Annotated in this window: 24 protein-coding genes; 15 read left to right on the forward strand and 9 right to left on the reverse strand. The window is 55.1% G+C overall.

The window, feature by feature from the left end; translation table 11 throughout:
- The first annotated feature begins 36 nt into the window (after positions 1–36).
- The 6 genes from qseB (at position 37) to ACF8PE_RS04715 (ending at position 4,269) form a co-directional block, all read left to right on the forward strand.
- Complete coding sequence (gene qseB, locus ACF8PE_RS04690; protein ID WP_032614151.1) at positions 37–696, forward strand: quorum sensing response regulator transcription factor QseB; 660 nt, start codon at positions 37–39, stop codon at positions 694–696.
- On the forward strand, positions 693–2,042 hold the full coding sequence (qseC, locus tag ACF8PE_RS04695; protein ID WP_130588210.1) for a quorum sensing histidine kinase QseC: 1,350 nt from the start codon (positions 693–695) through the stop codon (positions 2,040–2,042). Before qseB ends, qseC begins: the two co-directional genes overlap by 4 nt.
- 105 nt (positions 2,043–2,147) lie before the next feature.
- A complete protein-coding gene (locus tag ACF8PE_RS04700; RefSeq protein WP_032614156.1) occupies positions 2,148–2,729 on the forward strand; it encodes an NAD(P)H-dependent oxidoreductase in 582 nt (193 codons plus the stop codon).
- Positions 2,730–2,758: 29 nt separating this feature from the next.
- Positions 2,759–3,073, forward strand: a complete 315-nt coding sequence (locus ACF8PE_RS04705) for a putative quinol monooxygenase (RefSeq protein ID WP_032614615.1) — start codon at positions 2,759–2,761, stop codon at positions 3,071–3,073.
- A 189-nt stretch (positions 3,074–3,262) separates the two neighbouring features.
- Positions 3,263–3,703 (forward strand): peptidoglycan-binding protein LysM, encoded by a 441-nt coding sequence (gene lysM / locus ACF8PE_RS04710; protein ID WP_032614158.1) that lies wholly within the window; start codon positions 3,263–3,265, stop codon positions 3,701–3,703.
- Between the two features lie 38 nt (positions 3,704–3,741).
- Complete coding sequence (locus ACF8PE_RS04715; protein ID WP_155167317.1) at positions 3,742–4,269, forward strand: hypothetical protein; 528 nt, start codon at positions 3,742–3,744, stop codon at positions 4,267–4,269.
- Between the two features lie 21 nt (positions 4,270–4,290).
- Here the strand turns inward: ACF8PE_RS04715 and ACF8PE_RS04720 are convergent, their stop codons facing one another.
- Genes ACF8PE_RS04720 through ACF8PE_RS04730 form a run of 3 tightly spaced genes read right to left on the reverse strand, consistent with a single transcriptional unit; the run spans position 4,291 to position 8,591 of the window.
- Positions 4,291–5,478 carry a glycoside hydrolase family 88 protein gene (locus ACF8PE_RS04720; RefSeq protein WP_032614167.1) on the reverse strand — a complete coding sequence of 396 codons (1,188 nt, stop codon included), beginning with the start codon at positions 5,476–5,478 and terminating at the stop codon, positions 4,291–4,293.
- Between the two features lie 28 nt (positions 5,479–5,506).
- Positions 5,507–6,751, reverse strand: a complete 1,245-nt coding sequence (locus tag ACF8PE_RS04725; protein ID WP_392494643.1) for an oligosaccharide MFS transporter — start codon at positions 6,749–6,751, stop codon at positions 5,507–5,509.
- A 31-nt stretch (positions 6,752–6,782) separates the two neighbouring features.
- Entirely contained in the window at positions 6,783–8,591 is a 1,809-nt protein-coding gene (locus tag ACF8PE_RS04730) for a DUF2264 domain-containing protein (RefSeq protein ID WP_392494644.1), read from the reverse strand.
- A 166-nt stretch (positions 8,592–8,757) separates the two neighbouring features.
- Here ACF8PE_RS04730 and ACF8PE_RS04735 point away from each other — a divergent pair, with 166 nt between their 5' ends.
- Positions 8,758–9,597: an AraC family transcriptional regulator gene (locus ACF8PE_RS04735; protein WP_150872491.1), complete on the forward strand. Its 840-nt coding sequence runs from the start codon at positions 8,758–8,760 to the stop codon at positions 9,595–9,597.
- A 94-nt stretch (positions 9,598–9,691) separates the two neighbouring features.
- Here ACF8PE_RS04735 and parE read toward each other — a convergent pair whose 3' ends face one another.
- Genes parE through nudF form a run of 5 tightly spaced genes read right to left on the reverse strand, consistent with a single transcriptional unit; the run spans position 9,692 to position 14,100 of the window.
- The gene (parE, locus tag ACF8PE_RS04740; protein ID WP_032614175.1) at positions 9,692–11,584 is read right to left on the reverse strand and encodes a DNA topoisomerase IV subunit B; all 1,893 of its coding nucleotides are present in this window, start codon (positions 11,582–11,584) and stop codon (positions 9,692–9,694) included.
- Positions 11,585–11,612: 28 nt separating this feature from the next.
- Positions 11,613–12,194 (reverse strand): esterase YqiA, encoded by a 582-nt coding sequence (gene yqiA, locus ACF8PE_RS04745; RefSeq protein ID WP_032614177.1) that lies wholly within the window; start codon positions 12,192–12,194, stop codon positions 11,613–11,615.
- A complete protein-coding gene (gene cpdA, locus ACF8PE_RS04750; RefSeq protein WP_032614179.1) occupies positions 12,194–13,021 on the reverse strand; it encodes a 3',5'-cyclic-AMP phosphodiesterase in 828 nt (275 codons plus the stop codon). The genes yqiA and cpdA overlap by 1 nt, the downstream gene beginning before the upstream one ends.
- 27 nt (positions 13,022–13,048) lie before the next feature.
- The gene (locus tag ACF8PE_RS04755; RefSeq protein ID WP_032614182.1) at positions 13,049–13,471 is read right to left on the reverse strand and encodes a DUF1249 family protein; all 423 of its coding nucleotides are present in this window, start codon (positions 13,469–13,471) and stop codon (positions 13,049–13,051) included.
- Positions 13,468–14,100: an ADP-ribose diphosphatase gene (gene nudF, locus ACF8PE_RS04760; protein ID WP_130588207.1), complete on the reverse strand. Its 633-nt coding sequence runs from the start codon at positions 14,098–14,100 to the stop codon at positions 13,468–13,470. Before nudF ends, ACF8PE_RS04755 begins: the two co-directional genes overlap by 4 nt.
- Positions 14,101–14,302: 202 nt before the next feature.
- Here nudF and tolC point away from each other — a divergent pair, with 202 nt between their 5' ends.
- The 3 genes from tolC (at position 14,303) to ACF8PE_RS04775 (ending at position 17,765) form a co-directional block, all read left to right on the forward strand.
- Positions 14,303–15,751, forward strand: a complete 1,449-nt coding sequence (tolC, locus tag ACF8PE_RS04765) for an outer membrane channel protein TolC (RefSeq protein ID WP_392494645.1) — start codon at positions 14,303–14,305, stop codon at positions 15,749–15,751.
- 176 nt (positions 15,752–15,927) lie between these two features.
- Positions 15,928–16,602, forward strand: a complete 675-nt coding sequence (locus ACF8PE_RS04770) for a DUF1190 family protein (protein WP_032614188.1) — start codon at positions 15,928–15,930, stop codon at positions 16,600–16,602.
- 2 nt (positions 16,603–16,604) lie between these two features.
- Positions 16,605–17,765, forward strand: a complete 1,161-nt coding sequence (locus ACF8PE_RS04775) for a glutathionylspermidine synthase family protein (RefSeq protein WP_392494646.1) — start codon at positions 16,605–16,607, stop codon at positions 17,763–17,765.
- A gap of 106 nt (positions 17,766–17,871) precedes the next feature.
- Here the strand turns inward: ACF8PE_RS04775 and ygiD are convergent, their stop codons facing one another.
- Entirely contained in the window at positions 17,872–18,660 is a 789-nt protein-coding gene (ygiD, locus tag ACF8PE_RS04780; protein WP_200142897.1) for a 4,5-DOPA dioxygenase extradiol, read from the reverse strand.
- Between the two features lie 196 nt (positions 18,661–18,856).
- Between ygiD and zupT the strand changes: the two genes are divergently transcribed.
- From zupT to ACF8PE_RS04805, 5 genes are all read left to right on the forward strand, one after another.
- Positions 18,857–19,630: a zinc transporter ZupT gene (gene zupT, locus ACF8PE_RS04785; protein ID WP_032614195.1), complete on the forward strand. Its 774-nt coding sequence runs from the start codon at positions 18,857–18,859 to the stop codon at positions 19,628–19,630.
- Between the two features lie 420 nt (positions 19,631–20,050).
- On the forward strand, positions 20,051–20,626 hold the full coding sequence (locus ACF8PE_RS04790) for a fimbrial-like protein (RefSeq protein ID WP_032614197.1): 576 nt from the start codon (positions 20,051–20,053) through the stop codon (positions 20,624–20,626).
- Between the two features lie 162 nt (positions 20,627–20,788).
- Positions 20,789–23,230 (forward strand): fimbria/pilus outer membrane usher protein, encoded by a 2,442-nt coding sequence (locus ACF8PE_RS04795; RefSeq protein WP_392494647.1) that lies wholly within the window; start codon positions 20,789–20,791, stop codon positions 23,228–23,230.
- Between the two features lie 15 nt (positions 23,231–23,245).
- The gene (locus ACF8PE_RS04800; RefSeq protein WP_032614201.1) at positions 23,246–23,980 is read left to right on the forward strand and encodes a fimbria/pilus periplasmic chaperone; all 735 of its coding nucleotides are present in this window, start codon (positions 23,246–23,248) and stop codon (positions 23,978–23,980) included.
- Positions 23,950–25,044: a pilus assembly protein gene (locus ACF8PE_RS04805; RefSeq protein WP_373880296.1), complete on the forward strand. Its 1,095-nt coding sequence runs from the start codon at positions 23,950–23,952 to the stop codon at positions 25,042–25,044. The genes ACF8PE_RS04800 and ACF8PE_RS04805 overlap by 31 nt, the downstream gene beginning before the upstream one ends.
- The last annotated feature ends 6 nt before the right edge of the window (positions 25,045–25,050 follow it).

Genomic DNA, 25,050 nt, shown 5'->3' on the forward strand with positions numbered 1-25,050 from the left:
TGACAGAGGGTTTACTGGCCTTATCAGGGAGGGAACATGCGCATTTTACTGGTAGAAGACGACAAGCTGATTGGCGACGGCATTAAGGCCGGACTGACGAAACTGGGCTTTAGCCTGGACTGGTTCACCGAAGGTGAAACCGGCAGAGCGGCGCTCTACAGCGCCCCCTATGACGCCGTGGTGCTCGATCTGACCCTGCCCGGCATTGACGGGCTGCAAATCCTGCGCGAATGGCGAGAACAGGGCCGCAGCGAGCCGGTGTTGATCCTGACCGCACGGGATGCGCTCAACCAGCGCGTCGAGGGGTTGCGTCTGGGTGCCGACGATTATCTCTGTAAACCCTTTGCGCTTATCGAAGTGGCCGCCCGCCTTGAGGCGCTGGTACGTCGCAGCCACGGGCAGGCGCGCAGCGAACTGCGCCACGGCGGCGTGACGCTCGATCCCAGCCGACTGGTGGCCAGCCTCAATGGCGAAACCCTGGTGCTCAAGCCCAAAGAGTTCGCCCTGCTGGAGCTGTTAATGCGCAACGCAGGCCGCGTGCTGCCGCGCAAACTGATCGAAGAGAAGCTCTATACCTGGGACGACGAGGTCTCCAGCAACGCCGTGGAGGTCCACGTTCACCATCTGCGCCGCAAGCTCGGCAGCGATTTTATCCGCACCGTACACGGCATCGGTTATACCCTGGGTGATGCATGAAACTGACCCAACGCCTGAGCCTCAAGCTGCGGTTGACGCTGCTGTTCCTCGCCCTGTCGCTAACCGCCTGGTTTGCCGCCAGCCTTGTCGCCTGGCAGCAGACCCGCGATACGCTCGATAAGCTGTTCGACACCCAGCAGATGCTGTTTGCCAAACGGCTGCTGACCATGGATCTGGACGAGATCCGCGCCCCGGAACGGATGCGCGAGGTGCCAAAGAAAGCGAAACATGGGCGCCTGGACGACGATGCGCTGGCCTTCGCCATCTACACTCCCGACGGCAGGATGGTGCTGAATGACGGTGAAAACGGGCGCGACATCCCGTATCACTATCGCCGGGATGGGTTTGATAACGGCCAACTCAACGACGATAACGATGAATGGCGATTCTTATGGCTCACCGCGCCGGACGGCAAATACCGGGTCGTGGTCGGCCAGGAGCATGAGTACCGCCAGGAGATGGCGCTGGATGTGGTCAGATCGCAGTTTACCCCCTGGCTGGTGGCGCTGCCGATCATGCTGCTGGTGTTGATTGTCTTGTTAAGCCGTGAGCTCAGGCCGCTGAAAAAGCTGAGCCAAACCCTGCGCGCCCGTACTCCCGACGCCACCGACCGGCTGGCAACCCAGGGCGTACCCATTGAAGTGCGCCCGGTGGTTGACGCGCTCAATCAGCTTTTTGCCCGCACGCAGGCGATGATGGCCCGCGAACGCCGCTTCACCTCGGATGCCGCCCACGAGCTGCGCAGCCCGCTCACCGCCCTGAAAGTGCAGACCGAAGTGGCGCAACTGTCGCTGGACGATCCGCAGGCGCAGGCGAAAGCCCTGACCCAACTGCACGCTGGCATCGACCGGGCCTCGCGGCTGGTTGAACAGCTCCTGACGTTGTCGCGCCTGGATTCGCTGGAGAGCCTGGACGATGTTGAGCCCCTTAACATGGCCGATTTACTGCAGTCGGTGGTGATGGACAGTTATCATCCGGCGCAGCAGGCCGGGATCGAGATCCGCCTGAACATCCTCGACCCACAGGTCACCCGCACCGGGCAGCAGCTTCTCCTGAGCCTGCTGGTGCGTAACTTGCTGGATAACGCCGTACGCTACAGCCCGCGGGGTAGCCGGGTGGAAGTCACGCTCGACACCCACAGCGTTATCGTGCGTGACAACGGCCCGGGTATTGCCCCTGATGCCCTGACGCGGATCGGGGAGCGTTTTTATCGTCCGCCCGGCCAGGATCAGACCGGCAGCGGCCTGGGTCTGTCGATTGTGAAGCGCATCGCCGCCCTGCACCGGATGACGGTCACGCTGGGCAATGGGCAGGACGGTGGATTTGAAGCCAGAATCAGCTGGTAGGCATTATTGCTTTTTCAGCAAAAGACTTTGCACATTTTGCTAATTTCACCGCACCGCTGTCGCGCGTAGAATGGCCCTCAGACTCGCTACTCTGAGGACAACTTAATGAGCAATATTCTGATTATCAACGGTGCGAAAAAATTCGCCCACTCCAATGGCCAACTGAATGACACCCTGACCGAGGTCGCGGATGGTTTCCTGCGCGACGCCGGGCATGATGTTAAGGTGGTGCGCACCGACGGTGAGTACGATATCCAGGCCGAAGTGCAGAACTTCCTCTGGGCTGACGTCGTTATCTGGCAGATGCCTGGCTGGTGGATGGGCGCACCATGGACCGTGAAAAAGTACATGGACGATGTCTTTACCGAAGGCCACGGCGCGCTCTATGCCAGCGATGGCCGTACCCGCTCTGATGCGTCGAAGAAATACGGCTCCGGCGGCCTGATTCAGGGAAAAAAATACATGCTCTCCCTGACCTGGAATGCCCCGATGGAAGCCTTCACCGAAGAAGATCAGTTCTTCCACGGCGTGGGCGTTGACGGTGTTTATCTGCCGTTCCACAAGGCCAATCAGTTCCTGGGGATGGAAGCGCTGCCGACCTTTATCACCAACGACGTAATCAAAATGCCGGATGTGCCACGCTATATCGCAGAATATCGCAAGCATCTCGCGGAAATTTTTGCTTAACTGGTGGCATGTTATCAGGAGAAATGACCATGCTTACCGTTATTGCTGAAATTCGCACCCGTCCTGGACAACATCACCGTCAGGCGGTGCTGGATCAGTTCGCAAAAATTATCCCGACCGTTTTAGAAGAGGCAGGCTGCCACGGCTACGCGCCGATGGTGGACACCGCCGCAGGCGTCAGCTTCCAGACCACAGCCCCGGACTCGATTGTGATGGTTGAACTGTGGGAAACCGTGGCCCACCTCGAAGCCCACCTGCAGACCCCACACATGAAAGCGTGGAGCGAGGCGGTGAAGGGAGATGTTCTGGAAACTCATATCCGTATTCTGGAAAACGGGGTCTAACCTCCCCGTATCGCCGGGCGGCGCTGCGTTTGCCCGGCCTGGGTTTTGCTGGTCCGGTAAGCGAAGCGCTACCGGGTAAAACGGCACCACATCGAAAGCCTGGTTGCGTAACGCTACCGGGCTTTTTTTATTACCTTGAGACTCACCTGCTATGCTTATTCCTGATTTCATTGTTATCTGGAGGAAGGAATGGGAATTTTTAACTTCGTTAAAGAAGCAGGTGAAAAGCTGTGGGACAACCTGACCGATCACAAAGGTCAAAGCGATAAAGTCTCTGAGCATCTTAAAAAACTCAACATCCCGGGTGCCGATAAGGTGCAGGTCAACGTCAACGACGGTAAGGCCGTAGTGACAGGCGACGGGCTCACCCAGGAGCAGAAAGAAAAAATTCAGGTCGCAGTGGGGAACATTGCGGGCGTCAGCGAGGTAGAAAACACCATCACCGCAACCGACACCCAGCATGAGGCCACCTACTACACGGTAAAATCGGGCGATACCTTAAGCGCCATCTCCAAAACCGTGTATGGCGATGCGTCGAAATACAACAAAATCTTTGAAGCCAACCGACCTATGCTCTCCAGCCCCGATAAAATTTATCCAGGGCAGACGCTGCGTATTCCTGAAGCCTGAAACGTAACGTCAATTTAGCGTCACATCGAGGGAAAAGGATGAAGATAGCCTGTCTGGGCTGGGGTTCATTGATATGGAAAAGCGGCCCACTCCCCGTCGCCGGGGAGTGGCAAACCGACGGTCCGTCGCTGCCCGTGGAATTTTCCCGGGTCAGCGATGGCGGTGAACTGGCGACGGCCATCTGTATGAACGCACCCGCCGTGCCGGTGCTCTGGGCGTGGCTCGACACGGAAACGCTGAGCGTTGCCTGTCAGGCTTTGCGCGAACGCGAGGGGATCCCTGAGGAACGCTGTGACGGCATTGGCTCGTTGTTGATTGCTGGCCGCCCTACCGGTTTGCTCTCAGAATGGGCGGTGGAGAGAGGCATCGAGGCGGTGATCTGGACCGGGCTGCCGCCACGAAGCGCCTCGCTGGAGGGACGCGTCCCCACCGTAGACGAAGCCATTGTCTATCTGGACAGCCTGAGCGGTGAGGCCCGTCAGCACGCGCGGGACTATATTGACCAGGTGCCGGAACAAATCGACACCCCCTACCGGCGGGTCATCAAAGATGTGCTGGGGTGGTGATATCCTCACCCCAGCCGTTTTTTACCAGTACAATTTCCAGCTCTGGGTAAAGCGCACCAGGGCTTCAACGTAGAAGTAATCCCCCCAACTGGCGCACTCATCCACCCCTTTGTTGCTGGCGAGGTGATAGACCGAGTGCTTCAACAGGCCGTTGCCCTTCTCCTCTTTGCCCATCAGATAGTGCTTCGTCAGGGAGGACATAATCCCTTTCGCCCATGCCAGATAGCGCTCGCGGTCCGGGTCGGTCACCGGCAGATGCTTCACCAACTCCAGCAGACCACACACCGCAATCGCCGCCGATGACGAATCGCGCAAAGCATCCGTGCCCACAAGGGCCAGATCCCAGTGACAGACGTAATCCTCCGGCAGGCGATTGAGGAAGTAGTTCGCCAGCCGTTTCGACAGGGCGATCATCGTCGCGTCGCCGGTATAGATGTAGCTCAGCAGGAAGCCGTAGATCCCCCACGCCTGGCCGCGCGACCAGCAGGAGTCATCCGCATAGCCCTGCTGGGTATTGCCGTAGCGCGGCGCGCCAGTAACTACGTCCATATAGTAGGTGTGGAAGGTCGAGGCGTCTTCGCGGATAAGGTAGGTTGCCGCCTGCATGACATGCGCTCTGGCGGCCTCGGCAAAGCGCGGATCGCCGGTCTGCTCGGTCGCCCAGTAGAGCAGCGGCAGGTTCATGTTGCAGTCGATGATCATCCGCCCGGCCTGTTCCGGGTCGGCCAGATCGCCCCAGGCCTGGATAATCTTCGCTTTTTCGTGGAAGCGTTCCAGCAGCGCTTCGGCGGCCAGCAGCGAGAAACCGCGCGCCTCGCGACTGCCGGTCAACCGCCAGTCTGCCACGCAGGAGAGCGTGTAGAGGAAGCCGAGATCGTGGGTGTTGGTGTCGCTGCGCCCGGCGATGCGCAGGCCAAACGAGCGGGTATGTTTCTCGGCCATGGCGCGGAATTTCTCCTCGCCGCTCATCTCCCACGCCAGCCAAAGCTGCCCGGTCCAGAAGCTGGTGGTCCACTCGACGTTCTCCGTCAGCGGGTAGTACCCCTCCTTGCAGGTTTCTGCCGGGAATTTGTCGCCGAACTCCGTTAAATGACGGCTAATCAGGTCGAGGACGTGGCTGCGCGCCGAGCTTAGCTCATCGCTGAACGCGCGTTCATCCACGGGCGCGGGAATATCGGCCAGACGTTCCTCGGTGATATGACTTAACATAATTCGATTCCTTCTTTGACGGCGTAAATTAGTGGTGCTCTGCAACGTTCAGCGTTTTAGCGCCGCGCCATTTGCTCTGGCAGGCGGATAACGTAAACGCAGAAATAAGGGTAAAGGTCAGCGCCGTGGCGCCCATGATGATATAGGTCTGCTCAAAGCCGATGCGGTCATACATATAACCGGCGGGGGACGACACCACGACGTTGCCGACGTAGAGCATCGCCTGATAGCCCAGCAGATACATGGTGGCGTTTACGCGCTTATCGAAATGCTCGGCAATATATTTGAATACCGACACCAGCAGGAGGCAGATTTCCAGGCCGTACAGCGGCTTAAGAACCGAAATTAACAAATGGGAGTCGCACATCCCGGAAATAATCAGCCGCGCCCCGACAATCAGACCGACGATCAATAATCCACGCTTCGCGCCGATAAAGTTCACGAACAGCGGGATCACCATATACATCACGAACTCCATGCCCGACTGCACGGTGCCGAGATAACCAAATACCGCGTTGCCCTGGTGAACATCATCGAAGAAGGTAACGAAATAGCGGGAGAACTGCTGTTCGGCGATAAACATCATCCACGCCACGCCCGCCACATACAGGCAGAACGCCCAGAACTTGCGGCTGCGCAGTAAGGCATAGACATCGGCTGGCGCGATTTTCTCTTTGGTCAGCACCTCACCGGCATGCTCGGAGTTAGTGTTCACCTTCAGGCTCAGCAGGACGATGAGCATAATCACCGACGCCACGCTGCCCATAATAAAGTTGTACGCTGGCGAGAGGTTAAACAGCAGACCGGAAAACGAGGAGGCCACCGCCCAGCCGAGCGATCCCCACATGCGGATCTGCCCAAATTCCATGCCATTCAGACGGCTGAAACGGTCGGAATAGGATTCGCACGCCGCCACGCCCGCATACCAGGCGAAGCTTAAATAGAGCGCGCCGATAATAATCCCCAGCATGGTGTTAGACACTAACAGCGGCTGATAGACGTAAATAAAGAACGGCGCCATCAGGGCAGACATCGCCACCACAAAATAGAGCAGGTATTTGCTCATGCCGATCTTATCCAGAATATAGCCGTAGATCGGTTTGAGAATAACGGAGAAGATGCCGTTCACCGCAAATACGGTGCCGATCACCGACCCGCTGAGATTGGCTTTTTGTCCGAGCCAGATTGCCAGCAGACCAATACTTGCCGACCAGGTAAAGAAATAGAGAAAGATAAAACTGCTGATTTTGTAATATTCAGTTTTGTTATTCATACCATCCTCGCCGATATCCAGGGTAAGGGCTTTATAAAATGAACGACAGCTGACGTTCGCTTCCAGGCACGCGAATGACGACCTGGTTATTGTTAATGTCCAGTTGAGGGGGTTCCGCCCTGTTTTTATTGTTAACGGAGGCGGTCGCCGCACAGCAGAGCCAGCTCTCGCCCTGTGGAACTGTGGTGGCGAGCACCGGAATGGCGGCGCAGTCGGCAAACATGACGCTGCTGTTTGGCGGCGTTACTACGCAGTCCGGCTGGCGGGTAACGGCAGGTGAGAGATCGACAATGGCGCTGCTGCCGTTAGCTGCACTCAGATAACTGCCCCGTTCGCTCAGCTGCGGTTCGGTTTTCATCACCGCAAATCCACCTTCAACCGTTTGCAACGTGCGGGCGCTGTTGATGCGGTGCAGACGCAGATGCCACTCACCAAAGGGCACCAGCCAGCTCTCGATATGGACGTCATGCCACGGCGACCAGCGCGAAAAGATGTAATTCTCATCGATGCGGACCGCTTCGCACTCGCGACGTCCGCGGAAGTAGTTATCGCCGTCGGCCAGCAGCAGCATGGAATCACAGGCGGCATGCTTAAGGCCGAAACGCCCGCGCTCAATGGTGAAACCGAAGCGGCTGGAGTAGGCAAATTTGGTGTACTTCGCCTCGGTGTTGACGTAGTTGTTCAGCTCCAGCTGCCCGGCGGTGAGCAGGGTGACATGATCGGTGTGGATCAGGATCTGCTGGGCATGGGGAATGACGCGCGTTTCAGCAAGCGTGGGCAGCGGCTGCTCGTCGGCCTGCCAGAACGGATGGCTCTCCGGCAGGGCCAGGCTCAGATAGGTTTTCAGCGCCCAGTAGGGCGAACCAGGGGAGTTATAATCTTCGCACATCGCCAGGTTCGGGTAGGCAAAGCCGAGGGTCAGGATCCCATCGCGATCGGTAATCGGCTGCTGCTGCCACCACCGCAAATGACGGAGGATAATCCCCTTCACGATGCCCGGCGTGAACACTTCCAGCCCGGAGAAGGCCACTGCGCTCCAGAAGGCGACCATCGCGAAGCGGTAGGTCAGGCTGCGGCCAAAGGGCACCGAGGCGCCGTCGGGGGCAGACATATAAATAAAGTCTTCGGCAAACAGGGCGGATCGCTGACGCAGCACCTCTGACCGCGCCTCATCGCCGCTCAGAGTGGCGTAGATCAGGCCGTAGAAGTGAAACGCCATTGAGATGTAGTAATCCTTTGGCCGCCCCGGGCCGTCGGAGTACCAGCCATCGCCCAGATAATAGGCATCCATCATCGCAAAGCGGCGATCGATGGCCTGCTGGTCATAAGGCAGTCCGGCACGCTTGAAGCCGAGCTGTACCATGATGGCGAAGTAGTTCCAGTTGCTGTCCGGCATCGTCGCGTCGGTGATTTGGTTCAGCCAGGCGTGCAGGTTCATCAGTTCACGTTCGCTAAACCGTTCGGTAAGGTTCTCCTGCAACAGCGCCAGCCCCAGACCATAGGCCGCCATCTCCACCAGACGCTGATCGTAAGGCCCCGCCTCGCCCCAGTAACCTGCGCTGTGCGGGTCGGTGCCCTGTTTAATGGCGGCGATGTATTTGTCGCTGTACGGTGTGCTGTCGCCAGCGGCCATCAGCGGAAACAGCCCCCACAATACGCGGGACAGCCCCTCCATCTGCGCAACATCCGTGGCGTAGTGCGCGCTGGTGTCGCCCAGCGAAAAGCGAGAACGGCCCGCCGGGAACTGCGTGTCTACCGCCGCAAGCAGGGTGTTCAGTGCCGCCACCAGATCCTGGCGGGATGACAACGGATTTGATTTTTCTTGGTTTGCCGCGCACATAGGTCCATCCTCGTAATCAACTGCGGCAAAGAATAGTTAATCAGCAAGGTGCAGAAATGTTAGCCGGGTCACAGGAGTGAGAGATGAATAAACCCGCAGTTAAGGAAATTTAAAAAGGTGGTTTATAAAGTGACAAGGAAAGGGAAAAGTTGAGTTTTATTGCACTATGCGTGAGACACCCACAGCGGAACATCTGGAGCTTATCGCCCTTAACGACACTATCGTGTCGTTCAGTCGTTTGTTCGCCAACACCGTGCGCTATCATCACTGGCACCAGTGTCTGGAAATTCTCTATGTCGAAGAAGGCTTTGGCGTGGCGATTGTCGATAACCGCCACTACACCATGCGCCCGGGGCGGCTGTTTTTCTTTCCGCCCTTTACCCTGCATAAGGTGATGGTGGATCCGCAGGCCGAAGCCAACTACCGCCGCACCATTATTCATCTCGACCAGCATGCGGTTCTGAAGGCGCTGCGTGATTTTCCGCAGACCCAGCAGCGGCTACAGAAGCTGTCGCAACGCGGGGGAGAAGCCTGGGTGGCGGATATGGCGCACTGCCACAGCCATCTCGATCATCTCTTCAGTTGTTACCCGCCGCCGATGAACAGCGAGCGGATCGCCAGCCTGCTGATCGGCCTGTTTGCCATGCTGCCGCATGACGATGAAGGCCAGCCCGGCAACAGCCGCGGCATCGCCAGCCAGGTGATGTTCTGGCTTGATGAGCATTATCAGCAAAAATTCAGCCTTGATGCGCTGGCAGAAGAGCTGGGGAAATCCCGCAGCTATGTGTCGCGGAAATTCCACGCCGAAACGGGGGAGAAGATCCACGATTACCTGAATACGTTACGCCTGCGTAAGGCCTGCGAGAGTCTGCTGCACTCTGATGCCAGCGTGCGGGATATCGCCGCGCGGGTGGGGTTTTCTGATGTGACCTATTTTATCAGCGCTTTTAAAAAGGGCATCGGAGAGACGCCCCTGCAATACCGGAAGAATCACGGTGTGGCCTGAGCGCCTCGCCCCGGCTCTGCCCTGCGGGCAGAGGATGCAAACATTAAAAAAGGCAACCTGGGTTGCCTTTTTGCTTTTACCTTGCCAGAGAGGATCAGCCTTCGATATCCGCGAGGTCGCCCTTCTCCTGCAGCCAGTTGCGACGATCTTCCGAGCGCTTCTTGGCCAGCAGCATGTCCATCACCGCGTTGGTCTGCTGCTCATCTTCATCGCTGATGGTCAACTGCACCAGACGGCGGGTGTTGGGATCGAGGGTGGTTTCACGCAGCTGTAACGGGTTCATCTCGCCCAGCCCTTTAAAGCGCTGCACGTTCGGTTTGCCCTTCTTACGCTTGAGCTGCTCCAGCACGCCCGCTTTCTCTTCTTCCGTCAGGGCGTAATAGACCTCTTTACCGAGATCGATACGGTACAGCGGCGGCAGCGCGACGTGGACGTGACCGTTTTTCACCAGCGTTCTGAAGTGCTTCACAAACAGCGCACACAGCAGGGTAGCGATGTGCAGACCATCGGAGTCCGCATCCGCAAGGATACAAATCTTGCCGTAACGCAGCTGGCTCAAATCCTCGCTATCAGGATCAATCCCGATTGCCACGGAGATGTCGTGCACCTCCTGCGACGCCAGCACCTCATCGGAAGAGACTTCCCAGGTGTTAAGGATCTTACCCTTCAGCGGCATGATCGCCTGATATTCACGATCGCGCGCCTGTTTGGCTGACCCGCCTGCGGAATCCCCTTCCACCAGGAACAGTTCGGTACGGTTCAGATCCTGCGCGGTGCAGTCCGCCAGCTTGCCCGGCAGCGCTGGGCCGCTGGTGAGCTTTTTACGCACCACTTTCTTCGCCGCACGCAGACGCCGCTGGGCGCTGGAGATGGCCATTTCGGCCAGCATTTCCGCTGCCTGCACGTTCTGGTTCAGCCACAGGCTGAAGGCATCTTTCACCACGCCCGAAACGAACGCCGCGCACTGGCGCGAGGAGAGACGCTCTTTGGTCTGCCCGGCAAACTGCGGATCCTGCATTTTGACCGACAGCACATAGGCGCAGCGCTCCCAGATATCTTCTGCTGACAGCTTCACGCCGCGCGGCAGGATATTGCGGTATTCACAAAACTCACGCATCGCGTCCAGCAGGCCCTGGCGCAGGCCATTAACGTGCGTTCCGCCCTGCATGGTCGGGATCAGGTTCACGTAGCTTTCGGTCAGCAGCTCGCCGCCTTCCGGCAGCCACAGCAGCGCCCAGTCTACCGCTTCCGTATCACCGGAAAAGTTACCGATAAACGGTTTTTCGGGCAGGGTGGGCAAACCGTTTACCGCTTCGGCCAGGTAGTCATTCAGGCCATCCTGATAACACCAGCGCTGCTCGCTGTTGTTAACCTCGTCCTTGAAGGTGATCTCCACCCCAGGACAGAGAACCGCCTTCGCTTTCAGAATGTGCGTTAAGCGCGAGACGGAGAAACGTGGGCTATCAAAAAAGCTTTCGTCCGGCCAGAAGTGGACGCTGGTACCGGTATTGCGCTTGCCGCATGTACCGATCACCTGCAAATCCTGCACTTTATCGCCATTTTCAAAGGCGATGTTGTAGACCTGGCCGTCGCGGCGCACGGTGACTTCAACGCGTTTTGACAGGGCGTTGACCACGGAGATACCTACCCCGTGCAGGCCACCGGAGAACTGGTAATTTTTGTTGGAGAACTTGCCGCCCGCATGCAGGCGACAGAGGATCAGCTCAACCGCCGGAACACCCTCTTCCGGGTGGATATCCACCGGCATGCCGCGACCGTCGTCGATGACTTCCAGCGACTGGTCGGCGTGCAGAATAACGTCGACGCGTTTGGCATGACCCGCCAGCGCTTCGTCGACGCTGTTATCAATTACTTCCTGGCCCAGATGGTTTGGGCGCGTGGTATCGGTGTACATCCCCGGACGGCGGCGAACCGGCTCAAGCCCGGTGAGTACCTCAATGGCATCAGCGTTATAGGTTTGCGTCATGATTTAAACTAGCAATTCGCAGCGATTGTCAGAGGCTGTGCAGACCAAGAAAATCGACAATCTGGGTGAAATGATCCTCAAAGCCCGTGAAGGCATGATTACCGCCCTCTTCTATAGTCTGGCGGCAGGAGGCGTAATACGCCACCGCCTGGCGGTAATCCAGTACTTCATCACCCGTCTGTTGCAGCAGCCAGATAAGATCTGGCGCTTCCAGCGGATCAATCTGCATAACTTTGAGGTCGTAAATATGGCGTGACTCTAGCACATATTGCTGTCCGGTGTAGGGGTTCTCGTTGTGACCTAAATAGCCCACCAGCAGCTCAAAAGGCCGCACCGCCGGGTTGACCACCACCGCTGGCACCATAAAGCACTGGGACAGCCAGGTGGCGTAGTAGCCGCCGAGGGAAGATCCCACCACACCGAAGGGTTCGCCGCCGTGCTCCATGACAATCGCTTCCAGCATTTCGGCAGCCTCGGCCGGGTATGGCGGCAGTTGCGGGACGATCATCTGGATGTGCGGATGATGCACCTCCAGCCACTGTCGAAACAGCGTCGCTTTTGCGGAGCGCGGGGAACTGTTGAACCCGTGCAGATAGAGGAGCGCAGACATCAGTAGCCTTCTGACGCCGTATCCGGGCGGAACTGCGTGCCTTGCAGGCGGCAGACTTCGGTCGTTACCGAGCCGTCGGCATGCAGGTCCAGCCAGCGCCAGCCAGGAGCAATGGTGTCCAGGGTAAAGTTCGCGCAGTGCGGTTTGAACTGTACGCAGGTGGACGGCGTAGCCAGCAGGCGACGGCCGTTCCAGTCGAGATCCAGCTCCTGGTGAATATGGCCGCAGAGTAAATGTTTAACCCGCGGGAATTTTTCCAGCACCTGATCCAGGGCAGCAGAGTTGCGCAGGCTGTGCTGATCGAGCCAGCTGCATCCTGCCGGCAGGGGATGATGGTGCAGTAAAAGCAGGGTATGGCGATCAGGCTCTGCCTCGAGCCGGGCTTCAAGCCACTCCAGCTGAAAGTCGCTCAGCTCGCCGTGCGGCACGCCGAAAACCTGGCTGTCGAGGAGCAGGATTTGCCAGCTGTCACCCGAGTGAACCCGCTTCGCAGGCGAAATTCCCGCATCCTGCAGCGCGCTGTACATTGAAGGCTGAAAATCGTGATTACCGGGTAACCAGACGCAGGGCGCGTTAAAGCTCGCGATACCTTCAGCAAAATGCTGATAAGCCGCGGAGGTTTGATCTTGTGCCAAATCGCCCGTGGCGACAATCAGATCGCATTGGCGATTCTGAGCATGAATGGCTTCCAGAACAGCCTGATAACTCTCCCAGGTATTTACACCTAACAGGGTTTCATGCTTATTGGCAAACAGGTGAGTATCAGTAATTTGCAATACCCTGACTGGCGCCCCACCAGCAACAGTCAGGTTCAACAGGCTTTCCAAATGGTGTCCTTAGGTAGGTTTACGACGCTAACAAACCGGAATCGCCATCGCTCCATGTGCTAAACAGTATCTTAACCAATCGGCCAGAAACTGATTAATTTGATGCTTTTCGTCACGTTGATGCAACTTTTTATTTGGGTAATCATACCGCGCTTTGAAGCGGAAGATCTGCTGACTTGAACACACTTCAGCGACCATCGCGTCATGATAAAGCCGCACCGTCATTGACGGGAGGCTCCAGTAGCTGATGGACGGCGCGGTTTGCTCAATTTCCACCAGTGTGGTGTAACGGGTTGATTCAACAATGGTTAACCGATACTGCGCGTTGCTCACCTGATAGCTCACTGTTTCACCGACCGCATCGTTACGCGGCAGTAGTCGGCGCAATTGTGCGAAATTGGTCTCGCACAGGCGCATCATTTCAGGGAAGTCAGGTGTATAACGCTTCATTTTTTCCACTCGTTTCGTAAGTCCTGATAATGCAGCTGGAGCCATTGCAAAGCGATGACAGAAGCCGCGTTGTCGATTTTCCCCTCCTCTACCCATTGATAAGCCTGCTCCCGACTTACCACATGAACACGAATATCTTCGTTTTCATCAACCAGACCGTGAATCCCTTGTGCGATCGTGGCGTCCACTTCGCCAACCAAAACGGAAAGGCGCTCGCTGGTGCCCCCAGGGCTTGCCAGATAGCTGGTAATCGGTTTTGTGCGACCGACATTAAGCCCGGCCTCTTCCATCGCTTCGCGGCGGGCGACATCGTCCGGCGTCTCGCCCTCTTCCACCATTCCGGCCACCATCTCCAGCAGCCACGGGCTTTCGCTGGTATCCAGCGCGGCAATGCGAATCTGCTCTATCAGTACCACTTCGTCACGCACTGGGTCAAAGGGTAGCAAGACTGCAGCATGCCCGCGCTCAAAAATTTCGCGTCTCACTTCGCCACTCATTTCGCCGTTAAACAGACGATGGCGAAAACGGTATAATTCCAGTGAAAAAAATCCGCTGTAGAGCGTTTCTCGTGCAATAATTTCTACATCGTTTTTTGTGAAAGTCACTGGCAAATTTTCTGGTTTATCCATTTTTGCATCCTGGTATAAATGGTGGCGTTAGGGTGAAATTCAATTCTGCTCAACTGCGGTTTCTACTACAGTATGGTAAATTGGTGCAAGTTACTGCCGCATGGCACGGAACGCCAACCTTTTGCAGTGGCGAAGTCTGCTAGAATCGGTAGATATTTTTAATTAGATCAGCGCTAACTAAGCTTCACAACAAGGAAAGCAAATGAAGAAATTGCTCCCCATCCTCATCGGCCTGAGCCTGACGGGTTTCAGCGCGGTGAGTCAGGCAGAGGACCTGATTCAAGTTTATAAGCAGGCACGTCTGAGCAACCCGGAACTGCGTAAGTCCGCTGCCGATCGTGATGCTGCCTTTGAAAAGATCAATGAAGTACGTAGCCCTTTATTACCACAGCTGGGTTTAGGTGCAGACTATAGCTATAACAACGGTTACCGTGATGCTAACGGCGTTGACTCTAATGTCACCAGCGGTTCACTCCAGTTAACCCAGACGCTGTTCGATATGTCTAAATGGCGTAACCTGAGCCTGCAGGAGAAATCTGCCGGTATCCAGGATGTCACCTTCCAGACCGACCAGCAGACGTTGATCCTCAACACCGCAACGGCCTACTTCCGCGTGCTGAGCGCAATCGATACGCTCTCCTACACAGAAGCACAGAAACAAGCTATCTATCGTCAGCTCGATCAGACCACCCAGCGTTTCAACGTGGGCCTGGTTGCCATCACCGACGTGCAGAACGCCCGTTCACAATATGACAGCGTGCTGGCGAACGAAGTTACCGCGCGTAACGACCTGGATAACGCCGTTGAACAGCTGCGTCAGGTCACCGGTAACTACTACCCGCAACTGGCATCGTTGAACGTGGATCGCTTCAAAGCTGAAAAGCCAAAGGCGGTGAATGCCCTGCTGAAAGAAGCTGAAAACCGTAACCTGAGCCTGTTGCAGGCCCGTCTGAACCAGGATCTGGCTCGCGAGCAGATCCGCCTGGCACAGGATGGTCATCTGCCAACCCTGAGCCTGAACGCCTCAAGCAGCCTCTCTAACACCAGCTACAGCGGTTCCAGAACCAGCGGAGCCGCCGCCGGTCAGTACAGCGATAGCGATGTTGGCCAGAACAAAATCGGCCTGAGCTTCTCTCTGCCGATCTATCAGGGCGGCCAGGTCAATTCACAGGTGAAACAGGCGCAGTACAACTTCGTGGGTGCCAGCGAGCAGCTTGAAAGCGCGCACCGCAGCGTTGTGCAGACCGTACGCTCCTCGTTTAACAACGTGAACGCCTCTGTCAGCAGCATTAACGCTTACAAACAGGCTGTTGTCTCTGCCCAAAGCTCACTGGATGCGTCGGAAGCCGGTTATTCCGTAGGTACCCGTACCATTGTTGACGTGCTGGACGCGACCACCACGCTGTACAACGCCAAACAGCAGCTCTCCAACGCCCGTTACAACTACCTGATTAACCAGCTGAATATCAAATCAGCGCTGGGTACGTTGAACGAGCAGGATCTGGTGGCGCTGAATGCCGCGCTGGGTAAACCGATCTCCACGACGCCAGAAGCCGTGGCACCAGAAAACCCACAGCAGGACGCCTCTGCTGACGGTTATAACGGCAATACCCTGACGCAAGCTTCGGCGCTCACCCCTGCCCGTAACTGATGCGAATACCCGGCCTGGGTTCTCCAGGTCGGGTTTATAAACGAGCAGCCCGACAAAAAAACGTAAGCCAACGTAAATATCCCCCTGTTTCGCCTCCGTCGCTTCAATTTCCACCACTCATCCTCTATTCTGAGCGTTATTTGCTGTGTTTTACCACTGGGTCCTGGAAGACAATTATGAAACGGACAAAATCCATTAATCACGCCTCGTTCCGCAAAAGCTGGAACGCGCGTCATTTCACCCCTGTCGCCCTGGCGCTGAGCGCCGCGTTTATGCTGGCAGGCTGTGAAAAAACCGACGAAACGGTTTCCCTCTATCAGAATGCCGATGACTGTGCGGCTGCTACCGGCAAAAGCGCGGAGTGTACAGCCTCGTACAACAACGCTCTGAAGGAAGCGGAACGTACCGCGCCGAAATACGCCAGCCGTGAAGACTGCGTGGCAGAGTTCGGTGAAGGCCAGTGCCAGCAGGCTCCGGCCCCGGCGCAGGCTGGCACCGCGCCAGCAGAAAACCAGGCGCAGGCACAGTCCAGCGGCAGCTTCTGGATGCCACTGATGGCGGGCTACATGATGGGCCGCCTGATGAGCGGCGGCGCGGGCTATCAACAGCAGCCGCTGTTCAGCTCGAAGAACCCGGCCAGCCCGGCTTACGGCCAGTACACCGATGCCAGCGGTAAAGGTTATGGCGCAGCCCAGCCGGGCCGCACCATGAACGTACCTAAGACCGCGATGGCGCCAAAACCGGCCACCACCAGCACCGTGACCCGCGGCGGCTTTGGTGATTCTGTTGCCAAACAGAACACCATGCAGCGTAGCGCGACCGGCACTTCATCACGCTCTATGGGCGGCTGATAATGGAACGAGTCAGTATTGTTGAGCGCCCGGACTGGCGCGAAAAAGCCACCGAATACGGTTTCAACTTTCACACCATGTACGGCGAGCCGTACTGGTGTGAAGATGCCTATTACAAACTGACCCTCGCCCAGGTTGAAAAGCTGGAAGCGGTGACGGCAGAACTGCATCAGATGTGCCTTAAGGTGGTGGAGAAAGTCATTGCCAGCGATGAGCTGCTGACCAAATTCCGCATTCCGAAGCACACCTGGAGCTTTGTACGTCAGTCATGGCAGACGCATCAGCCGTCGCTCTATTCGCGCCTCGATCTGGCGTGGGATGGCACCGGCGAGCCGAAGATGCTCGAGAACAACGCCGATACGCCAACCTCGCTGTACGAAGCGGCCTTCTTCCAGTGGATCTGGCTTGAAGATCAGCTGAACGCCGGCCATCTGCCAGAAGGCAGCGATCAGTTCAACAGCCTGCAGGAAAAGCTGATTGAACGTTTCGCTGAACTGCGCGAGCAGCACGGTTTTAGCCTGCTGCATTTTGCCTGCTGTCGTGACACGGTCGAAGATCGCGGCACGGTGCAGTATTTGCAGGATTGCGCAGCCGAAGCCGAGGTTGCCAGCGAGTTCCTCTATATCGAAAATATCGGGCTGGGCGAAAAAGGTCAGTTCACCGACACCCAGGATCAGGTTATCAGTAATCTGTTTAAGCTCTACCCCTGGGAATACATGCTGCGCGAAGTGTTCTCCACCAAGCTGGAAGATGCGGGTGTGCGTTGGCTGGAACCGGCATGGAAAAGCATCATCTCCAACAAGGCCCTGCTGCCGATGCTATGGGAGATGTTCCCTGACCATCCGAACCTGCTGCCAGCGTACTTCGCGGAAGATGACTATCCGCCGATGGATAAGTATGTCAAAAAGCCGATTTTCTCCCGCGAAGGTGCCAACGTGTCGATTATCGAAAACGGTAACACCGTGGAAGCGGTAGAAGGCCCGTATGGCGAAGAAGGAATGATCGTCCAGAAGTTCTATCAACTGCCGAAGTATGGCGACAGCTATATGCTGATTGGCAGCTGGCTGATCAACGATCAACCAGCCGGGATCGGTATTCGCGAAGATCGGGCGCTGATCACCCAGGATCTGTCACGCTTCTATCCGCATATTTTTGTGGAATAAGCCATGGTGCCGGGTAGCGACTTCGCCTGCCCGGCCTACCAGTCTGGGTTTGTGCGGCCTGATGCCTTTACCTCACCCCTCTCCCACACGGAGAAGGGGCATGTCTTCACCCCACCTGCACCGACAACATACTCAAACTGCCCATCTCGATGCCATCCACCGGCGTGGTAACTGGCTCCTGACCATCCCACGCGCCCAGGATATACAGCAGCGGCAGGAAGTGTTCCGCCGTTGGGTTCGAGAGCGAGCCGCCTTCGTGTGCCAGATAGTTGACCAGAGGATGTTCCTCTGCGGGCCCCTGCCAGGTCAGGTTCATCTTCACGAAATCATTGAACACCGTCGCCCACGGATAGGGCTTGCTTTCCCCGTGCCAGCGCGCTGTACGCAGGTTATGTACCACGTTGCCACTGGCAACCAGCATGATGCCCTCATCGCGCAGAGAGGCGAGCTTACGGCCCATTTCCAGATGCCACGCCGCCGGTTTGGTGCTGTCGATGCTAAGTTGCACCATCGGGATGTCGGCATCCGGGTACATCTTAATCAACACGCCCCAGGAGCCATGGTCAAAGCCCCATGCCTCTTTATCCAGGGTGACAGGGACAGGCGCCAGCAGATCCACCAGCTGCTGCGCCAGTGCTGGCGAGCCGGGTGCCGGGTAGTGCGTATCGTACAGCGCCTGCGGGAAACCGCCGAAATCGTGGATCGTTTTCGGGGTTTCCATTGCGGTAACGCCGGTGCCACGGGTAAACCAGTGTGCGGATACCACCACGATAGCTCTCGGACGCGGCAACGTCTCTCCCAGATGACGCCAGGCGCGAGTATAGACGTTATCTTCCAGCACGTTCATGGGGCTACCATGACCCAAAAACAGCGCTGGCATACGAGGAGAAGTCATGATGATATCCTTACATAAGGTGTCGATTTGATAGCTTTACCTTATCCGTTATCTGGCTAAGATGAACTCAGATAACCATGATGAAGATCATCAGGAAATTTGAATGTAAGGGATCTGTAAAGGCTTCTGTACCCACTCGCATTGTGCGCATTTAGCCTTTAATATGAATGAGAATCATTATCATAAGGAGAGGTGAATGTCAGTTCCCCTGATTCTGACTATTCTTGCAGGCGCCGCTACATTTATCGGTGCGATGCTTGGCGTACTGGGCCAGAAGCCCTCTAACCGGGTGCTGGCCTTTTCCCTCGGCTTTGCGGCCGGCATCATGCTGCTCATCTCCCTGATGGAGATGTTGCCCGCCGCCCTCGGGACGGAAGGGATGTCGCCCGTACTTGGCTACGGAATGTTTGTGTTTGGCCTGCTGGGCTACTTTGCGCTGGACAGAATGTTACCCCATGCGCATCCGCAGGATCTGATGCAAAAAGGGAGTCAGCCGCTACCCGGAAACCTCAGACGCACCGCGCTGCTGTTGACCCTGGGGATCAGCCTGCATAACTTCCCGGAAGGTGTTGCCACCTACGTGACTGCCAGCAACAATCTGGAGTTAGGTTTTGGTATTGCGCTGGCAGTGGCGCTGCACAATATCCCGGAAGGTCTGGCGGTGGCTGGCCCGGTCTATGCGGCCACCGGATCCAAACGTAAGGCGGTATTCTGGGCGGGCATTTCCGGTATGGCGGAGATCCTCGGCGGGGTGCTGGCGTGGTTGATTCTTGGCAGTCTGATTTCACCGGTGGTGATGGCAGCGATTATGGCGGCAGTGGCCGGGATTATGGTGGCGCTGTCGGTTGATGAGCTCATGCCGCTTGCCAAAGAGATCGACCCCAATAACAACCCGAGCTATGGCGTATTATGCGGTATGTCGGTGATGGGGTTGAGCCTGGTCTTATTACAGTCTGCCGGTATCGGTTGATTGATTGCGCTCCGCTTGTCAGGGGAGCGCAATTTTTATTATCTGCACAAAGTCAACCATCACCACTCTCTATATTAGGGTAAGAAATCGGACTTCTTGCCGTCCATAAATTCATATAAAAAATATTAATGGCAATTATTATCTGCGAAATAATTAATGCTTCATTTACTTAAAAAGATTCAAAGTTTAAGTATTAATCACAATTCTCGATACGCATTTCTGGAATAAAAAAATACCCTCGAGCGAAATCATCACCAGATAATATTCATTAATAATTACTACAAATCCCCTATAGCAACGCTGTCGGGATTATTGATATTGCGGCTGATATATTTTGCCCGCTCCAATGTTTAAAAAGTGTTGCAATGTGAATTGCCGCCGTTATTGCATCATCATTTTCATATAAAGGATTATCTCTCTATGTTTAACAAGACTACCCTTGCAGTCGCAATGACCGCATTACTTTCTGGTCTGACATTTACGGCTTCTGCAGCGGATAACCAGGGCTCAGGTAAAATTACCTTCACTGGCGAAGTAATCAGTTCACCCTGCTCTATCAAACCCGGTGACGAAAATCAGACGATTGAATTAGGTGAAGTTGCCGACAGCGTACTGAATAGCGGTAAAAATGCTCTCCCTGTAGATGTTAATATCCACCTTCAGGACTGTGTTCTTTCGCAAACGACCGGGCAAAGCACCACCACCATCAACAAAGTGATGGTCACCTTTACCTCCGCAAGCACTGATAGCGGTGATACCAGCCTGATGAAAAACACCCTGGATGGCAATATCGGTGGCGCAACAGGTGTTGGCGTTCGCTTACTGGATAGCGGCAGTAATAAAGTGACTTTAGGTCAGACAATTGATGTGCCATTCCCAACCGCAAATGCCTATCAGGAGCTGAACTTTAAGGCCCGTATGGAGCCAATTCCTGGCAAAACGGCTACACCAGGTAATGTTCAGGCTCAGGTGAATTATATTCTCGCATACCAGTAATCCCTTTCTTATCGCCTTTAATAATAGCCGATGAAGGATTCATCGGCTATTACGTATTCTTTTACTAAAGCGAAACGGATTATGCTCAGCCATTCAGCACTTCAATTCAATAAACTCCCTGCCCTGATAAGACATTCGCTGAGTGCGACGCTTTATTCAGTAATGCTCGTGCTGCCCGTTTCAGCGGTTGAATTCAACACTGATATGATTGATGTTGAAGATCGTAGCAATATTGATATTTCCCAGTTTGGAAAGAAGGGGTATATCACCCCTGGTCACTATCTTGTTCGCATCCAGGTGAATAAGAATATCCTGCCTCAACCCGCGACGATGGAATGGATTGCAACAGATAATGAAAGCGGTTCGTTGGTGTGCGTAAATGCAAAACAATTAACCCTTTTTGGACTGAATACGGACTTTATTTCTCAGCTCCCGTATTTACCGGGGGGCAAGTGCCTTGACCTCTCTACCCGGCCAGAACTGGTATTTACCTTAAACAAGGGAACGATGGTGCTTTCTGTGACCGTTCCTCAGGCATGGATGAAATATCAGGCTCAAAACTGGACGCCCCCCGAATTCTGGGACGACGGCATTGCTGGCGTTTTGCTCAATTACAATCTCTATGCCAGCCAGTATGATCCGAAAGAGGGCGACGCAAGCCAGAATATCAGTGCCTATGGCACGCTCGGGTTCAACCTGGGCGCATGGCGTTTACGTTCAGATTATCAATACAATCAAAACTTCCGTAACGGTGAGTCGATGGGTAGCGACAGCAGTCTGGCGCGAACCTATCTCTATCGCCCTGTGCCTTCCCTGTCGTCAAAAATAACGATGGGGCAATATGATTTACGTTCCGATCTCTTCGATACTTTCCACTTTACCGGTGCATCGCTGGAAAGTGACGAGAGTATGCTACCGCCAGATTTGCAGGGTTACGCTCCGCAGATTACCGGCATCGCGCAAACCAATGCGAAAGTGACCATCTCTCAGTCTGGCCGGGTGCTTTATCAAACAACCGTCGCGCCGGGTCCTTTTACCATTTCAGATCTGGGTGAAACGTACCAGGGGCAGTTAGATGTGGTGGTGGAAGAAGAAGATGGCCGCAAAACGACCTTTCAGGTCGGTTCAGCCTCAATTCCCTTCCTGACCCGAAAAGGCCAGGTACGCTATAAAACGTCCATCGGTAAGCCCACCGCAACGGATCATAACGATATCAATAATCCACTTTTCTGGACTGGCGAACTCTCCTGGGGTTGGTTAAGTAATGTGTCACTGTATGGCGGTGCCATGCTGACGGCAGATGACTATCAGGCCATGACCACCGGGTTAGGTTTCAATCTGCATTCCTTCGGTTCGTTATCCTTTGATGTGACAGGGGCCGAGGCGACACTGCGTCAGAAAAAAAATGACCCACAGCGCGGTCTCAGCTATCGCGCAAACTACGCGAAGCGCTTTGAGGAAACCGGCAGCCAAATCACGTTTGCGGGCTATCGTTTCTCGGATAAGGAGTACGTCTCGATGAGCGAATACCTCGCCTCACGGGATGGCAACACCTCCATGACAAACGAAAAAGAGAGCTATGTCATCTCGTTCAACCAGTATCTTGATTCTGCTGCGCTGAACACCTATCTCAACGTTACGCGCAACACCTACTGGGATAACAGCAGCAACACCAACTACTCCTTCTCGCTGAGCCGTAATTTCGATATCGGAACGCTCAGAGGTTTATCTGCTTCCCTGGCGTTGAGCCGCGTGCACTGGGATGACAGCGACGAAAATCAGATCTATTTCTCGTTCACCCTCCCGCTGGAGCAGAGTCGTAACATCATGTACAGCTACCAGCGTTCAGGCGGTGACAGTGCGTCTCATATGGCCTCTTACTATGACTCCTCCGATCGTAACAATACCTGGAATATGTCGGCATCGACCACGGAAGAGGACTTACGCCAGGGTGAACCTTCCCTGCGCGGCGGCTACCAGCATTATTCGCCTTATGGGCGTCTGAACCTGTCCGGCAGCGCTCAGCCCAATCAGTATCGTTCTCTCAGCGCAGGCTGGAACGGCTCACTCACCGCCACGCGTCACGGTATGGCGCTGCATGACTACAGCCCGGCAGATAACGCACGCATGATGATCGACGCCAATGGCGTCGCAGGGGTTGAAGTCAACAGTTCGCGAACCCGCACTAACGCATTTGGTATTGCGGTGGCACCGTCGCTGAATAACTACATCACCTCCACCCTTCGCGTGAACAGCAACAACCTGCCTGATGGGGTAGATATCGAAAACTCCGTCATTCGCACCACGCTGACGGAAGGGGCCATCGGTTACAGCAAACTCAACGCCACCACCGGATACCAAATCGTCGGCATTGTTCGACAGGATAACGGGCAGTATCCACCGCTGGGCGTCAGCATCGTCGATAAAGCCTCCGGCAAAGAGGTCGGGCTGGTTGCCGAAGAGGGGTTCGTGTACCTCAGTGGGATTCAGGAAAACAGTACGTTACGCCTGAACTGGTCAGATAAAACCTGCGAAATCACGCCGCCGAACCAAAGTAACCTCAGCGGTAAAGCCATCTTATTACCCTGTAATACAGTGCATTAATTCAGGAAGAACGCCATGAATCTCTCTTTCATTTCAAAGGGAATTGTCTGTCTGTTGAGCCTCGGCAGTGTCGCGCATGCTACCGTTTCACCCGACAGGACCCGTATCATTTTCAACGCCTCTGCAAAGAGTGTATCGGTCAAACTGACGAACCAGAGTAAAACCGATCCCTATCTGGCTCAGTCATGGATAGAAGATAAAACCGGTAAGAAAACGCGCGAGTTTATTTCCCCTCTTCCCCCTTTGTTGCGTCTCGAGCCTGACGAACAGGCGCAGGTACGCCTGATGGCACAGCAAAGTCTTTTACAGCTTCCCACCGATCGGGAGACCTTGTTCTATTACAACATGCGTGAGATCCCGCCCCGGGCTGAACAGAAGAATGTCATGCAAATTGCCATGCAAAGTCGCCTGAAGCTGTTCTGGCGACCAAAAGCCATTGAGCTAAAAGAGGGCCAGTACGTTCCACTGGATAAAGTGGTCATATCCCGCACCGCCAGCGATCTGGTTTTAAAAAATAACAGCCCTTACTACATTACCGTGGGGTATATCGGCATCAATGGCAAAACCTTATTGCCGGGTGCGGAGAGCCTGATGGTTGAACCTTTCGGCCAGGCCAACCAGAAACTGGCGAATCTGCCGGCAGAATTTCACATCGGTTATATCAGCGACTATGGCGGGCTGGAAATGTTCAAAGTGAGCTGTAACGCGGTGCAGACCACATGCCAGAGCAAACCGGTGAAAAAAGGATGATGATGAAGAGGATCTTTTTCGCAGCGATCGCCATTTTTTGTCTGTTTTCAACGCCCGCCTGGGCTTTGGAGTGCTACAAAAGTACACACGGGGGAGCAAGCATGGTCACTACCACGCTTCCTTCATTTAGCGTTCCTGCAAACGCCCCTGCCGGACAAAAAATCTGGGAAAGCGGTGATTTACTGGTGACGGTTTACTGCGACAATGCCACTCGTTCCCATGACTTATCCGTTGAACAGGATCCCTGGAGCGAACATGTGTACGCCTATATCCTGGACAGTTTTCACAACACGGATAGCCTGGTGGTGAGTAATCCTTATCTGGCCTTTGGTGTTACCTATAATGGCGTCGATTACGATACACCTGATTTCAAAATTGATACTGGCGCCTGCCTCGATAGAAAAGACGATTATGATGGGAGTTACGGCCAACCCGAGTGCAACGGTACAGTCCTTCAGGAAAATGTCACCTTCACGGTACGCTTTCGTCTCTACGTCAAACTGAAAGCGGTGCCAGCAGAGCGATTTGAATATACTCTTCCTGCCGTGACCGTACTCACCTTTGATGGTGATGGCGGGATAAATGTCATAGCGGGTGCTCACAATTTACACTACAACATTGACGGGTTTTCTAATATCCATTTTCTGAACTGTGGTGTGAATATTCGAATCTTTCCCGATAACCAGATTGTGAACTTTGGTCGATTTACGGAAAGTGCGATAGACGAAAAAGCCATTTCATCACCGTTCAGCATATCGACTATCAAAGATGCGACAGCGGGTTGCACGGAACAATTTGATGTAACGACCAGCTTTTACACCACCGATACCCTGTATGACGACACGCATCTGGATATGGGAAATGGCCTGCTCATGCGCCTCATTGATAAAACGCAGGGCGACGTGACTTATAACCAGTATCTGCCGTTTGCCACGTATTCCCCTGATGGCCAGGAAACGACGCTGACTCACGATTACACGGCTGAATTAAGCCGGAAGCCAGGCACCCCTCTTACGATGGGGCCATTCAGCAAAGATATTATCGTCAAAATTAATTATCAGTGATTGCGT

The sequence above is a fragment of the Leclercia sp. GLN_9 genome, from assembly GCF_043105735.1.
Lineage (GTDB): Bacteria > Pseudomonadota > Gammaproteobacteria > Enterobacterales > Enterobacteriaceae > Enterobacter > Enterobacter adecarboxylatus.